This window comes from Nocardiopsis lucentensis DSM 44048, assembly GCF_000341125.1.
GTDB classification, from domain to species: Bacteria; Actinomycetota; Actinomycetes; order Streptosporangiales; family Streptosporangiaceae; genus Nocardiopsis; species Nocardiopsis lucentensis.
Genome location: NZ_ANBC01000405.1, coordinates 1 through 14,509, shown reverse-complemented (window position 1 = coordinate 14,509; position 14,509 = coordinate 1). Strand labels below are relative to the sequence as shown.

Below are 14,509 nucleotides of genomic sequence, written 5' to 3'. Positions count from 1 at the left end.
CCTCGGCCGCCGCATCGAGAATCGTGCGGTGCGTGGCCTCGGCGATCCGGCGCGTGCGCACCTCTCCCCCCTGGGCCAGGTGGCGGTCGTGTGCCAGGCGCACCACCCCCGCCCCGCTCTCCGCCACGATCCGCCCGGCACGCACCGCGTCGAGCCCCGGATCCTCGCGCCGCCGCTCGTCGAACAGGACGACCACCGTCCGCCGCGCCTCGTCCTCGCGACCGCCCTGGACGAACAGGTCGAGGGCCCGGCCCACCCGGGCCGTCGCGGCACGGGTCGCGCGTACGACCCACACCCGGGCATGCGCCGACTCACCGACGACGTCCGTGAAGGCCGCACCCGCCCCGCCCGCCACGAGGGTCACCCCGAAGAACCGGGACAGCGGGAGCAGGCGGGACGCGTAGACCGCGGCGTCGTCCCGGGCCGTCGCGACCGTCCACAGACCGTCACCGGTCTGCGCCAACCCCTCGCGGGCGACCTCGAAGGCGGCGCCGTCCACCCCCTCCGCCAGGTCCGGCGCCTCCTCGGCGCCCAACCGCGTCCCCAACGACGGTGACCGGCCGGTCGCGTCGACGGCGAGCACGCGGTCGTGCCGGTAGTGGGCGTAGGACCGGGCGAGCAGGGCGGTCACCACCGCCGTGTCCGCGCCCGTCCCGAGGTCGTCCACGACGATCCGCCGCCCCGTGGCGGTGGACCGCTGCAACCGCCGGCCGACCTCCACCGCCTCGGCCACCTGGTCCGCCGGCCGGAAGGGGCGCAACGCGGCGCGCCCGACCCTGCGGGGCACGCTGTCACCCGGGACCGCCCGACCGGCGGACGCGGCCGCCTTCTGCGTAACGCTCAACGTCCCTCCAAGGTCAGAACGTGGCAAGGAGCCGCTCGTAGGTTCCGAACGCGCCGACGGCCAACGGGATCAGCACGACGACGGCGATCGCCTCGAACCTGCTGACGACACCGCGCAGGCGGGCCCGCACGTGTTCGGGTTGCTCGATGGACAGGACCACGGTGGGGATGGCCGCCACGGCGACCGCCGCTCCCAGAGCCGGCCACGCACCCCACGGCACGGCGTCCGCCAGCGAGAACAGGGCGCTCACCAGGACCACGAGGCTCGCGACGATGAGTGCGGACTTCTGGGCGATCAGGGGAAACTGCCGTGCCCGGCTGGCGATCACGATGGCGAGGACCGCCGACAGGCCGACCGTCCAGGGATTGAACCGCCCGGCGAGTCCGATGCCCGCCATCGCGGCGGCGACGGCGACCGCGACGGTCGCGATGACCAGGCTGCGGTGCGCGCCCGCCACGGAGGTGAGCACGTCCGCGCGCGTGACCGCGCCGCCCGCGCTGCGGTTGTCGTCCAGGACGGCGAGCCCCGAGAACATCAGGGCCAGGCGCAGCAGGATGCTCAGCAGGATCACGCAGGCCACCGTCATGATCGCGGCCACCTGGTGCTGGGGCAGCCCGAGCGCCGCGCCCGCCGACCACACGGCGGCCAGCGCGAGACCGACTCCACCCCCCGTCAACCCGCCCCGGCCCAGTCCGGAGGTCAGACCGAGCAGCAGCACCAGCCCCGCGACGAGAGCGGCGACCCCGCCCCAGCGCACCCACTGGGGCCAGTCGAACAGGTCGCAGGCGAGCCACAGACCCAGCCCGCCCATCGCCGCGCCGCTCATCGTGAGTGCCGTGCCGAGGGGTTCGCGCCACGTGGGTCCGATCGACGCGCCCACGGCCACCAGCAGGGCCGCCGCGGCGCCGATCGCGCCGATCGCGGCGCCTCCGGGCGCGAAGCCCTGGACCACCCAACCCGTGCTCAGGGTCAGGACGACCAGCGCCAGTGTGGACGTCCACCGGGCCGCGGCGGGCGTCCACCGCCCCTGGTGTCCGTCGAGTGCCATGGACACCGCCTCGGGCACCTCGTGCACGACGGGCGCCGGTACGGGTTCCTCCGCACTGACCAGCCGCAGGACCGCGCCGTCGGTGATCTGCCGGTCCGCGAGGGTGGTGTCGCCCGCCAGAACCGATCCGGAGGCCGTGACCAGGTGCCGCAACCGCGCCGGGTTGCTCACCTCGTCACCGAGGAGGTCGAGTACCTCGGGCATGAGCGCGCCCACGGGCTCCGACGCGGGCAGGACGGCGTCGACGCGTCGCTCCTCGCCGACGAGCGTCACCCGGCTCCAAGCGGTCATGGCCTTCCAATCGTGCTGTCTCGCTGGCGGGGGTCACGCCAGGTCGGGGGTCCGACATCGTGCGGTGGTCAGGAGGGCACGTCGCCCACGGCGACGCGTTCAAGGTAGCCATTGCCGATCAGCCAGCGCACGGTGGGTACCGGCGGCACCTCGGCGAACCCGGCGGTGTCGAGACCGAACCGGACGCCCCCGCCCGGGCTGGCCCCGTTCGCGGGGGCGGTGGTGGCGCCCACCTGGAAGGGGTGGATGACCCGGTAGCGGTGGTAGAGGTCCTCGCCGTCGAGGCCGGTGCGGGCGTGCTCGGGCAGGCCACGAGCGGGGAAGGGGGTGCCGTCGGGGAAGAGGAACCGGCCGCTCTCCTGGCCGAAGGCGTCGACGACGTCGCCGACCTCCAGCGTGTGGCGGTAGGAGTCGCCGCTGCGCTCCTCCAGGTTCTCACGCACCTCGGTGGTCAGTTCCGCGGCGGACGCGGCGATGGCCTCCTCCTCGGCCGCGGTCAGCGGAGAGGGTTCGGGTTCGGTGGTGGCCAGCTCCCGGAACAGCCAGCGGGCCGCCTCGTCCTCGGTTCTGAACTGGAGCCCGGTGCGGCCCTGGTCGAAGGCGATGACGGAGGAGTCCAGGTAGCCCTCGTCGTCCTGGGTGAGGAGGTAGTAGCTGTCGACCGTCCCGGGTTCCGGTCGGTCGTCGCCGGGCAGGACGTAGAGGGAGTCGGGGACGCCCTCCGCCGCCAGCTCCTCACGGGCCATCTCCAGGGTGACCTCGGCGCCCACCCAGTCCCCGGGGAACTGCGGGATGGCGTTGCTCGCGGGGCCGGACGCGGCCTGTTCCTGTTCGATCCGCTGGTTGCTGAGCGTGGTGGTGACGAACGACCAGCCGACCGTGGCCCCGCAGACCACGGCGGCCAGACAGGCGCTGATCACCACCTTGCCGATGTTCTCGTCGAGGCGGCGCCGAGTGCGTTGGCCGCCGAAGAGCACCGCCTCGCGCAGGCGTTGGCGGCGGACCGCGATGGACTCAAGCAGCTGGCTGTCGTAGTCGCGGGCCAACAGCACTCCTCGTTCTGCTCACGGACCGCCCCTTGGGGAGGGGCAGCCTTGTCACCGCCTGTCTCGCCGCGGCCGGTCAGATGTTGGCGACGGCGGCGCTGGCGCGGCTCAGGGACTCCTGGGCGGTGGCGTCGTTGGTCTCCAACGTGGACCGCACCAGGCGAATGATGTCACGAACTTCGTTGGCGGCCTGGTGCCACTTGAGTTCCTTCGCGCTGTACTCCTCGGAGACACCGTCGGCCTCGAAGTCCGCCAGGGCCTGGCTGACGTCGGTGTCGCGCTCGCCGATGATCGCCTCGAGGCGGTTGGTGATGGTGTTGATGTCGCCCTGCACCTCCGCGGAGGCACCGGTGTCGAAGGCGTTGCGTCCGTAGGACATCTGGAGCTCCTTCAGGTCGGGGGACTACTTGAACTTGGCGGCGTCGAAGTTGGCCGCGGACATGTTCTGGTTGGCGTCGTCGGCCATGGTCTGGGCGCCGGTCTGGAACGCCGCGTTCATGCCCGACTGCCCTTCCTGGACGGAGCCGAGTCCGGCGCGCAGGTCGGCGGTGATCGCGTCGGCGCGGCTCTTGAAGGAGTCGAAGGCGGCCTTACCCGGTCCGTCGAACTTGCCGGACAGGGGCTCGGCCGCCTGGACGAGCTGGGTGATGAGGGTGGATAGTTCGTCACCGCTGCCCGCGGTGTTCTGCGACAGGGTGGCCAGCGTCGACTCGCCGACGTCCCAGCGTGACATCCGTTCACCTTTCCTCGGGGTCCTCGCGAGGCGGTCGCCTCCAAGGGGGGAGACGCGCGCGGTGCCGTGGCGGTTCCGAGTCCACGAAACCGACTGCGGGTCGCAGTCATCCCACTGGTGGGAATTCCAAATACTACAGCGGTGGATAACGACGGAAAAAGCGCGAATCAGCGCCTGTGGAAAAGGGGAGGGTACAGCGTGGAAGCTGACCGGAACCGGCCACGGCCCCACCGTGGCCCGGTCCTCCCCGCGGGTACCTCCGACCTCCGGGGACGGGGCCGTCCGTAAGCTTTCCGGACGCGCGCCCCCGTCCGCGCGCCGGTGGCACCACCGGCTCCCGTCACCGAACTTCACGAAGGGAAGCGACCACCATGTCGACATGGGATATCCAGCCGAGCGAGGTCGGCGGAGTCCTGTCCTCCGTCGCCGGTCTCATCGGCGAGGAGGGCGGCTCCGAGGGCCTCGTCGGATGCATGGAGAAGATCGAGGACCGCGTCATGGAGATCAGCGAGGAGGCGGACAGCGGCCCGATCTCCATCGCCTTGGGCGAGTTCGCCACGGAGCAGTTCGGCCTCATGGGCGGCATGGCCAGCCTGACGGTCAGTGCCATCCAGGGAGCCAGCGACGCCACCACCCACTACGTGAANCGGGCGCGGGCGAGGTCCCCGAGCCGGAGCCGGCCCCCCAGAACCCCGACGGCGCGCAGTACCTCTAGGGCGGTGTTCTTCGGGTCCTCCGCCGCGCTGCGGACCGTGTGACGACGCCCCCTCGGGTCACCGTTCCCGAAAACAGGACCCAGCCCCACGGCTCCGTGTGTGAGCGCACACACAGGGAACCTTCGCGCGCCGTTCGGCATCATCACCGGTAGCACCCGTCCGTCCTCTCCCCCGCACACCCCGTCCACCCATGACCGTCGGGCCCCCGCACCCGTGCCCGGATCACTGACTGACCTCAGCCTCAGATGGAGACCCTCCAGTGACCGCTGACATGTGTACGCCCAACCCGGGTGGCGCCGTCAACCCCGAAGCCTGGCCGATCCCCAAGGTCTCACCCTCCGCGTTGGAGGGACTCGCCTCCCGGCTCCGGTCCCACGGATCCGAACTCGCAGGCGTGGGACAGGACATCAAGTCCCAGTGGGCCGGGCTCTCGTCGTGCTACGCGGCGCCCGAGTCCGAGACGCTGTTCGCGGTACTCGACCCCGTCGCCACCGACGGCGACGAGGTCGAGGAGTCCATGGACGACGCCGCCAGCGCCCTGGAGGACTTCGCCGAGCGGGCACGGGACATCAAGGGACGCTGGAACACCCTGAAGACGGAGGCCGAGGCCTTCCTCGCCACCATCGACACCAGCACCGACGAGTGGCGCCAGGCGGAGGGCTGGTGGGACCGGCTCTGGGGCAAGGAGAGCGGCAACGTCGGCCGGAACAACGAACTCCACGCCGAGGCGGTCGCGCTCCAGCAGGAGTACGAGGAGGCCGAGCGGAACTGCGCCAACGCGATCAACGCCGGTATCACGGGCCGCACCAACTTCGTCGCCGGCGATCTCAGCGGGGAACAGGAACTGGACGGGAACGACTACGTCCACGGCTACGAGGGTGACCTGTCCGACGTGCCCATGGCCTGGGGCGCCCCCGTGGAGACCGATCACGGCTGGTGGGTGGACGCGGGACACGCGGTGTGGGACTACGGCGTGGGCGCGGTCGAGGGCCTGGGCGGCATGGTCGGCGCCTACAGCTCCGAGGGCTGGTTCGAGGCCTCCTGGGGCGACGCCATGTGGGAGCACTGGGAGGGCACGGTCCAGTCCGCCGCGTCCCTGGTGGGCATGTACGACGCCGAGGGCGACAGTTGGGGCTGGTCCGGATGGGACAGCGTCGGCTCGGCGTGGAAGGACGCCGCGCACGCGGTCGTGCCCTGGGAGGAGTGGGGCGAACGGCCCGGGTACGTGATCGGCACCGCGCTGCTCAACATCGGCGCGACCGTCGGTGGGGCGGTCCTGACCGCGACCGGTGTGGGCGCGGTGGTCGGCGTCCCGCTCATGGCCTGGCGCGGTGCCGCGATGCTCGACAAGATGGGCGGATCGCGCGTTCCGGACGTGTCCTTGGACGGGATCGACCTGTCGCGCGGCCTGCCCGCCTACGGCAATCCCGGCATGCCCAGGATCAGTGTCGACCTGAGCGGCCTGAACCCGCTGAGGAACGTCGACCTGGGGCGGATGCCGGACCTGCGGGGCACGATCGACCGGCTCCTGCGCCTGAACGCCCACGACGGACAGGGACAGGTCCCGGACACCGGTGACCGGAGTCGAGCGGGAGACAGCGACGACGCCACGCGGGACCCCACGGTCGAGCAGGTCTCGGAGAGCGAGCGCCTGCTGGAGGAACTCGGGCTGGACCCCTCCCTGAGCCGGACCTTCGACGGCATGGACGCCACGGCCGGGGACTACCCCGCCTGGGAGATGTCGCAGACCCCCGGTTCCCCTTCCGACGCGCCCCCGCCGAAGGTGCCCGTCGGCGCGGTCGCCCGCGCGGACGCCATGGAACACGACGGCGGCACCGGCCGGAACCAGTTCAACCTCACCGGCACCGGCGACGACCTGCCCGACGGCCTCGACGGCGACCGCGTGCCCGACGCCGACGCCTCCCACGGGAGCCCGGTGGTCACCAACAGCGCGGGCGACGGAGGCACGGGGAACGGCTACGGGAACACCGCTTCCCGCGACGGGGTCACCGAGGGCGACCGCACCACGGTCCGCGAGGACCGGTCGCCGTCCGGCGGCCACCGGCCCGACGGGGCACCGGGCGAACCGTCCGACCGGGGTCCGGGCGGACCCTCCGACCGGGACCCGGGGAACCCCACCGACGGCGACGCTCCCGAACACGCGGAGGACCCGAAGGCCCCCGGGCAGGACTCCGCCACCGACGGCACCCCCGACGACGCCGTTACGGAGACCGGTGAATCCCCGGAGGAGCGGCCCGGACCCGCGGACACCGCCGAACGGGACCTCCCCTCACCCCAGGAGACACCGTTCGGAGACCCGAGGCCGACCCCGACCGACCTGTCCAGGGGCAGCATCCTGGAGCGGGTGGCCGAGGACCGGGTGACGCGCGGGGACGACGGGCTCATCGACACGATCGACGGAAAGCCCCTCGACACCTATCTGCACGACCTGGTGACCCAGCGGGCCGAGGACATGGTCAGGATCACGAAGGAGAAGATCCGGATTCCGGTCGACCGCTCGACGCTGGAGAATCCCATGCACAGCCCGAAGCCGGGAGAATCCATGATCAAGGACATCCAGCTGAGCAAGGGCGACCTGGGTGGCAAGCGGGGGTCGGTCAACTCGATCGTCATCGACCGGGTCACGGGCACCGTCGCCGAGGGTGTGAACGGACGTTCCGGTACCGTCTCCATCAGGCCGAACTCCCTCCACCCGGAAATGCTGGACCGCCTCGAACAGATGCGGAACAACGGCCCCTACCAGCACGTCGACAAGGACGGGAATCCCACCGGGATGGAGGAATTCCCGCACGGCGACAATCCACTCCGACACGCCGAGGTCAAGGCCATCAACGAACTCCTCCTGGAACGGCCGGACGCGCGGGTCAGTGAATTCCAGCTCGACAACCAATTCACGTTCAAGACGAACGACGCGGCGAAAGCTCCCTGCTGCGCCAACTGCACTAGGATGACAAGGGACGCTCCCGCCCCGAGGGTGGGCAAGTACTCCCGACTCCCTTGGGACCCGAACAACACGCACACCTTCGAGGACAACTGATGCGACAGGTCGACGAGGACGATCTCGACTACCCGGACGAACTCACGGCCCTCCTGGACGGAGAACCGTTCACCGGCCAGGGGATCGAGTACGAGGACGGGCAACCCGTCGAACTGACCACCTACGTGGACGGCACGGTGGAGGGACCGCAGCTCAAGTGGAGTCCGAGCGGACAACTCCTCATCCAGGGCAACGTCCGGCAGCCGTACGGCGCCGTGGGACCGTGGCACTTCTGGGACGAGGAGGGGCGGCTCGTCCGGGAGAACATCTTCGACGAGAAGGGCAACATCCGCATCATCAGGGAATGGGACGAATCCGGAAACCTCACGGGCGAGGAAACCCATGCCCCCCTCTGGGGTGACAAGGACACCGACACGGGCGAGAAAAGGGCGCTGCACTGGCGCTGAGCCTCGTCAACAGCACCCTCAGCCACCACCGAAACCATTCCTACCGGACACCCGGCAACAGGAAACAGCGGAAAGAAATCCAGGTTTCCGGAGACCGGAGAATCCGGAGCACGAACCAAGGACACCGCATGCGCCAGATCGACATCAACGAACTGGAATTCCCGGATGACGCCCCTGGCACCGCCCTGCTGGACGGAAAGCCGTTCACCGGGGAAGCCGTCCGCTACGTCGACGGCCGCCGCGTCGAGCTGAGGACCTTCATCGAGGGCACCGAGGACGGCCCCGTACTCCGGTGGGCCCCGAGCGGGAAGCTGATCGGCCAGGGAAGCGGAAAGCACCCTCACGGCGCGGTCGGCCCCTGGCACGAATGGGACGAGGAGGGACGACTGCTCCGCGAGACGGTCTACGACGCCCTCGGCAACCGGATCATGACCAGGGAACTGGACCGTTCCGGGAACATCGTCAAGGAGGAGAGGTCGGTTCCCACACGGCTCCGGGAGGACCCCGAGACCGGAGAGTACCGACCGGCCCCCTGGCTCTGACTCCTCCGCTCGGGAACACGCCACCGGACGCGTCCGGCACCGGAACGAGCTCGGTCATGACGATGCCGTCGGAAACGGTGAGAGGCGGGGCAGCGCATTCCCGCTCCGGGCGGTCCCATCGACGGGCAGCCTCCGCACGGGAACGCACGACGGGGGGAAGGGCACGTGGCACACCGCCACGTACACTGTCCAGCGCCCGGGAAGGTCCTCGGTCGACCACGACCACGGCTCCGAACCGGATTTCGGCTTCGATGCCGGCCCCGGGACCCTCCTCGAAGACCTCGACCACTTCCCCCGCCCCCGCGAGAGCCTGCCGGACTGGCTCGGGGACGGGCCGGTGCGGGCGCACCGGACCATCGCACGGGGAGAGAACGGCTGAGCAAGCCGACCAGGGCGCCCCGGTCCGACACGACACCCCAAGGAGATCCCCGTGAGCCACGACGTGGTCGCCCTGCTGTCGAGCTCCCCCGGTCGGGACTCACTGATCAAGGCCCTGGTCCAGGCGGGCCCCCGGCTGCGCGTCCGGCTCGTCGCGGACGGCGCGGTGGTCGAGCTGCGCGACGACTCCGGGCGGCTGGTGGCCGCGGCGCAGGCCGCCCAGCGCCTGGCCCTGTCCGCCGAGGCCGACCGTCTCCTCACCGACGGGATCAGCGACGACCTCCCCGCACAGCCCTACTGGGTGGAGGCCCGGGGAACCGACCTCGCCGGCACCGACACCGCCGCGATCGCCCGCCGCTTCGCGCGCTCCCTGGCCGCCCGGCACGGCGGCACCGTGTGGGAACCCGAGGCGCGTCTGGACCGGGACGGCGGTCCGCTGTCCGGGACCACCGACCATCCGGCCGTCGCCGCGAGCACCCGCACGAGCTTCGTCGTCGTCCAGGACCGCCCCCTCGTGCCCATGTCCCCCTGGCTCGTCGACGCCGTCGCCACCCACGGGAGGGAGGGGCGCCGACTCCAACTCGTCACGCCCTCCACCAGCCGCGTCACCCACGCCCTGCGTTCGATGCTCGCCACCCCCACGGCCCGCTGGGTGGTGCGCGCCCCGGACGGCGCCCACTACGACGGCTTCCACGGCGTCCCCCTCGTCTGGGACCCCGAGTCCGGCTTCGTGGTCGACTCCACGGCACGCGTCGAGGACGGCCCCCACGAGGCCTTCCGGGGGTCGGGGCGCGACCTGGCCGCCCAGCTGCTCATCGACCTGCACGTGGAGCACCCCGCCGAGGACGGTCTGGTCCTGGGCGCGGCGACCGAGCTCCTGGCGGAGGCCCTGGGCGGGGCCCCTCCCTCCCTGTGGGGGACCAGTGAGCCCCTCCCCCGGGCCTGGGACCGCGCCGAGCTCACCGCGACGTGCCGCCGCCGTGCCCCCGGTCAGACCTGGACCGTGTTCGCCGGCCCTCCGGAGGCCGTACGCGATGAGGGGGTCCGGCCCTTCTGCGGCACCCAGCGCGTCAGCCGCACCGCCCACGGTGTCCGGGAGAGCGTCACCTTCGCGGTGGGCCACGCTCCGGGTGAGGAGCCCGACCTCGAGTCGCTGGCGCCCCTGGTCGGGGAGCTCACCTCGCGCGGAGTGCTTCAGACCATGGTCGTGCGGCGCCTGGCCGGACGCGCAGACCTGACCTACGCCCCTCGGTGGTCGGGCGTGCCCGTGCCCGTCGGAATGGCGGTCGGCCCGGACGCCGTCTCCGACATCGGACGGGACCGGGCCCTGTCCGCGCCCGTGGACGGCGTCCCCTTCGGTCCGCCCCTGACCCCCTCGGTCTGGTTCCGCGTCGGTGACGGGGTCGAGCCCGACGGCTGGGACCGGTTCCGGGCGCTCATGGCCCATCTGCGCCCCGACGGCTCCACGGATTCCGCCGAAACATCACGTCCGGACCGACTTCGATAGGGTTTCCGCGTCCTGTGGGCGCCGGGCGTGCCCCCTCCGGCACGCCCCTCCCCGCGCACCCCGCAGCCCGAGCCGAGAGGAACGCCGATGAGCCTCCGCGTCGTGCACCGGCCGACACGGACCGTCCACCCCGCTCCGGTTCAGGAAACCCACGAGGTGGAGGCGCCGCCCACCCTTCCCGACGGCAAGGCGCAGGGAAACCCCCTCATGTCCATCCTCCCGATGGTGGGCATGATGGCGTCGCTGACGATCATGATGGTCATGCGCAACCCGGCGTTCATGGCCCTGGGCGGCGTGCTCCTGTGCGTCGCGCTGCTGGGCGCGCTCGCGATGCTGTTCTCCCGCCGGGGGCAGGTCGCCCGGCAGCGCCGCAACCAGCGGGAGCTCTACCTCCAGTACCTGGAGGAGCTGCGTGAGGAGCTCAGCGGATGGGAACAGCGCACGCGTGCCCACGCCCGGCTCCTCGATCCCCCGCCCGAGGCCCTCTACGACGTGATTCGCGACCCCACGCGGCTGTGGGAACGCCGTCGCAGGCATCGCGACTTCCTGCGGGTGCGGGTCGGGACGGGGCTGACCGAGGGGCGTCTCCTGCGGCTGGCCGAGCAGGGCACCGCCCTCACCCCCACCGATCCCTTCATGCTCTCCGAGGCCCAGGCCGCGATCCGGCGGTTCGAGTCGATCCCGGAGATGCCGCTCACCCTGCCCCTGGACATGGCCGGGAACGTCAGTGTCATCGGCGAACGCGGCGACGTGATGCGCCTCGTCCGCTCCCTGGCCGCCCAGTTCGGCGCCTTCCACGCGCCCGAGGACGCGGGCCTGGCGGTCTCCTACCCGGCCGACAACGCCGACGACTGGACCTGGCTGCCGTGGTTGCCGCAGGTCCTGGACCCGCAGCGGCGCGAGGGCGGCGCCGCGGTCCGCCTCATCGCCCCGGACCCCGGAAAGCTGGGCGGCCTGCTCGCCGACGAACTGCGTTCGCGCACCGACTTCGCGTCGGAGGTGCGACGGGGGATGGGCAAGCGCGAGGCGTACCAGATGCTCCGCCGTCTGCTCGTCGTCCACGACACCCACGGCAGGGTCGCCGCGGAACTGGTCCGCCCCGACCACGCGCTCGGCCCCGCGGACCTGGGCGTGACCGTGCTGCACCTGGTGTCGCGGCAGATCGACGAACCCAGCGACGTCAACGTCCGCGTCACGGTGACCGGTGACCAGGTCCGGGTCGAGGAGTTGCGCGGAGCCGACCCCGTCGTGACCACCGGCACCGTGGACGACGTCTCCGCGGCCGCCCTCATGGGCCTGACGCGTATGCTCGCGCCGCTGCGGCTCTCCCCGGAGTCGGTCGAGGAGAGCGCCCAGGAGGGCGGCAACGTCGACTTCCCCTCCCTGATGGGGGTGCAGGACCCCGGTTCGATGGACGTGCAGCGCCTGTGGTCCCCACGCAGTGAGCGCGCGTTCCTGCGGGTACCCATCGGCGTGGACGACATGGGCCAACCCGTCGTCCTCGACCTGAAGGAGTCCGCGCAGCTGGGTATGGGCCCGCACGGGCTGTGCGTGGGCGCGACGGGCTCCGGCAAGAGCGAGATGCTGCGTACCCTCGTCCTGGCGCTCGCCGCCTCGCACCCGCCCGAGCGGGTGAGCATGGTCCTGGTCGACTACAAGGGCGGCGCCACCTTCGCCCCGTTCGAGGACATGCCGCACGTCGCCGGTGTGATCACCAACCTGGAGGACGACGCCGCGCTGATCGAGCGCGTGTACTCCAGCCTGTCGGGCGAGGTGCAGCGCCGCCAACAGGTGCTGCGCGACGCGGGAAACGTGGCCAACATCGGCGACTACACGTTCAAGCGCGAACACGACCCGAGCCTGCCGCCGCTGCCGCACCTGCTCGTCATCATCGACGAGTTCGGCGAGCTGCTGACCGCGCGCCCCGACTTCATCGAACTGTTCCTGTCCATCGGTCGGATCGGCCGGAGCATCGGCGTGCATCTCCTGTTGTCCAGTCAGCGCATCGAGGGCGGCAAGCTGCGTGGTCTGGACACCTACCTCTCCTACCGGCTCGGCCTGCGGACCTTCTCCGAGGAGGAGAGCCGCACCGTGCTCAACACCCCCGACGCCTTCCATCTGCCGTCACTGCCCGGTTTCGGCTACCTGAAGGTGGACACCAGCGTCTACCAGCGGTTCAAGGCGGGCTACGTGTCCGGCCCCTACCGCGGCCCGGTGGCCGAGGAGGAGGACGACACCGCGCCGTCGGTGCGCCCGTACACCGCCTACAACCAGCAGGACGACACCTCGGCGGTGAAGGAGGCCGAATCCGCCCCGGAGGAGTCGCCGATGCCCTCCCGCACGGTCGGTCCCACGCTGCTGGACGTCATGGTCGGCCAGTTCTCCCGGCACGGGGAGCGGACACGCGAGATCTGGCTGCCACCCCTGCCGCCCGTGACGACGCTGGACGCGGTGGTCGGGGAGCCCGAGGAGACCGAGCGGGGGCTGCGGCTCCCCGGCGAACGGGGGTACCTGCGGATCCCGATCGGGCTGTTGGACGACGCCACCAAACAGTGGCAGGGCGTGTGGGAGCTGGACCTGACCGCCTCGGGCGGGCACGCGGCGGTCATCGGCGGCCCGCAGAGCGGCAAGACGACCCTGCTGCGGACGCTGGTCCTGTCCCTCGCGCTCACCCACACGCCGCAGCAGGTGGCCGTGTACGGCCTGGACCTGGTCGGCGGCGGGTTGCAGTCCCTGGCCGGACTGCCGCACGTGGGCGGCGTGGCCGTGCGCACCGACTCCGAGCGCGTGCGGCGCACCGTGGAGGAGCTGCGCGGCATGCTGGACCACCGGCAGCAGGTCTTCCGGGACCGGGGGATCGACTCGGTGCAGCAGCTGCGGCGCATGCACGCGCGCGGTGACGTGCCCGAGCTGGCCAGCGCCGACGTGGTGCTGTGCGTGGACGGGTTCGGCGCCATCCGCAAGGACTTCGAGGACATCGACACGATGGTCACCGACCTGTTGCAGCGCGGCGGCGGGTACGGCGTCCACGTGGTGGCGGGGATGCTGCGGTGGAACGACGTGCGCATCGCGGTGCAGTCCAACTTCGGGCAGAAGGTGGAGCTGCACCTGAACGACGCGTCGGAGTCGACGATCGACCGCAAGCTGGCGGAGACCGTCAGCGCCAAGGCACCCGGCCGGGTGCTCACGGACGCGGAGCTGTTCGGGCAGGTGGCGCTGCCCCGGTTCGACGGCGTGGCCGGTGACGAGGACCTGGGCGAGGTCGTGGAGGCCGCCGTGCGCTCCGTGAACCGGGCGTGGAAGGGCAAGCGGGCGCCGGAGGTGCGCATCCTGCCGCACGAGCTGTCGGCGCGCACCCTTCCCACCCGGGACACCGAGCCCAAGAAGGTGCCGATCGGGGTGGACGAGCGGGCGCTGGAGCCGGTGCTGCTCGACCTGTTCGACAACGACCAGAACCTGCTGGTCCTGGGCGACGGCGGGTGCGGGAAGACCAACCTGCTGCGCCTGGTCGCCGAGGGGCTCGTGGAGCGGTACAGCTCCGACGAGGTGGTGTTCGCGGTGATGGACCCCCGGCGCACCCTGCGCAACGTGGTTCCCGAGGAGTACATGGGCGGCTACGCGAGCAGTCCGCGGGTGTGCGCGGGGCTGGCGGGCGGCGTCGCCAAGGAGGTGGAGGGCCGTCTGCCGGAGGACGGGGACCTCGACGCGCTGGAGCCGGGGTCGATCAAGGGCCCGCGGATCGTGGTGATGGCCGACGACTACGACGTCCTCACGACGGCGGGTCAGAAGCCGCTGGCACCGTTCGTGCCGTTCGTGTCCAACGGGCGCGACATCGGCCTGCACTTCGTGGTGGCGCGCCGGGTGGCCGGTGCGGGGCGCGGTCTGTTCGATCCGCTGGTGCAGGCGATCCGGGAGATCGGTACGGGCGCCCTGGTGATG

General features: G+C 71.5%; 11 protein-coding genes. 6 read left to right on the top strand and 5 right to left on the bottom strand.

What is annotated here, in order from left to right; all coding sequences use genetic code 11:
• From D471_RS34415 to D471_RS0113855, 5 genes are all read right to left on the bottom strand, one after another.
• The coding region (locus D471_RS34415) for a hypothetical protein (RefSeq protein WP_040689647.1) at positions 1-844 on the bottom strand (844 nt) is incomplete at its 3' end.
• Between the two features lie 13 nt (positions 845-857).
• Positions 858-2,183 carry a type VII secretion integral membrane protein EccD gene (eccD, locus tag D471_RS0113870; RefSeq protein ID WP_026127712.1) on the bottom strand — a complete coding sequence of 442 codons (1,326 nt, stop codon included), beginning with the start codon at positions 2,181-2,183 and terminating at the stop codon, positions 858-860.
• Between the two features lie 68 nt (positions 2,184-2,251).
• On the bottom strand, positions 2,252-3,229 hold the full coding sequence (locus D471_RS0113865) for a TNT domain-containing protein (protein WP_026127711.1): 978 nt from the start codon (positions 3,227-3,229) through the stop codon (positions 2,252-2,254).
• Between the two features lie 76 nt (positions 3,230-3,305).
• Positions 3,306-3,608, bottom strand: coding sequence for a pore-forming ESAT-6 family protein (locus tag D471_RS0113860; RefSeq protein WP_017599162.1), 303 nt, complete (start codon positions 3,606-3,608; stop codon positions 3,306-3,308).
• Between the two features lie 24 nt (positions 3,609-3,632).
• Positions 3,633-3,962: a hypothetical protein gene (locus D471_RS0113855; protein ID WP_017599161.1), complete on the bottom strand. Its 330-nt coding sequence runs from the start codon at positions 3,960-3,962 to the stop codon at positions 3,633-3,635.
• 371 nt (positions 3,963-4,333) lie between these two features.
• On the opposite strand from D471_RS0113855, the gene D471_RS34410 reads away from it, so the two are divergent.
• The 6 genes from D471_RS34410 to D471_RS0113825 form a co-directional block, all read left to right on the top strand.
• On the top strand, positions 4,334-4,720 hold the full coding sequence (locus D471_RS34410; RefSeq protein WP_241479625.1) for a DUF6507 family protein: 387 nt from the start codon (positions 4,334-4,336) through the stop codon (positions 4,718-4,720).
• A gap of 217 nt (positions 4,721-4,937) precedes the next feature.
• Positions 4,938-7,736 carry a YwqJ-related putative deaminase gene (locus tag D471_RS34405; protein WP_017599160.1) on the top strand — a complete coding sequence of 933 codons (2,799 nt, stop codon included), beginning with the start codon at positions 4,938-4,940 and terminating at the stop codon, positions 7,734-7,736.
• Positions 7,736-8,143, top strand: a complete 408-nt coding sequence (locus D471_RS34395; RefSeq protein WP_017599159.1) for a toxin-antitoxin system YwqK family antitoxin — start codon at positions 7,736-7,738, stop codon at positions 8,141-8,143. Before D471_RS34405 ends, D471_RS34395 begins: the two co-directional genes overlap by 1 nt.
• Positions 8,144-8,271: 128 nt before the next feature.
• Positions 8,272-8,685, top strand: a complete 414-nt coding sequence (locus D471_RS38405; RefSeq protein ID WP_017599158.1) for a toxin-antitoxin system YwqK family antitoxin — start codon at positions 8,272-8,274, stop codon at positions 8,683-8,685.
• Between the two features lie 430 nt (positions 8,686-9,115).
• Complete coding sequence (locus D471_RS0113830; protein WP_017599157.1) at positions 9,116-10,570, top strand: DUF6177 family protein; 1,455 nt, start codon at positions 9,116-9,118, stop codon at positions 10,568-10,570.
• A gap of 87 nt (positions 10,571-10,657) precedes the next feature.
• Positions 10,658-14,509 (top strand): type VII secretion protein EccC (locus D471_RS0113825; protein WP_017599156.1); only part of this gene is annotated, 3,852 nt, incomplete at its 3' end.

Bases quoted from the DNA above. Each gene is read 5' to 3' on its own strand.
- eccD (WP_026127712.1), bottom strand. From the start codon at position 2,183: ATGACCGCTTGGAGCCGGGTGACGCTCGTCGGCGAGGAGCGACGCGTC.
- D471_RS0113860 (WP_017599162.1), bottom strand. From the start codon at position 3,608: ATGTCCTACGGACGCAACGCCTTCGACACCGGTGCCTCCGCGGAGGTG.
- D471_RS0113855 (WP_017599161.1), bottom strand. From the start codon at position 3,962: ATGTCACGCTGGGACGTCGGCGAGTCGACGCTGGCCACCCTGTCGCAG.
- D471_RS34395 (WP_017599159.1), top strand. From the start codon at position 7,736: ATGCGACAGGTCGACGAGGACGATCTCGACTACCCGGACGAACTCACG.
- D471_RS38405 (WP_017599158.1), top strand. From the start codon at position 8,272: ATGCGCCAGATCGACATCAACGAACTGGAATTCCCGGATGACGCCCCT.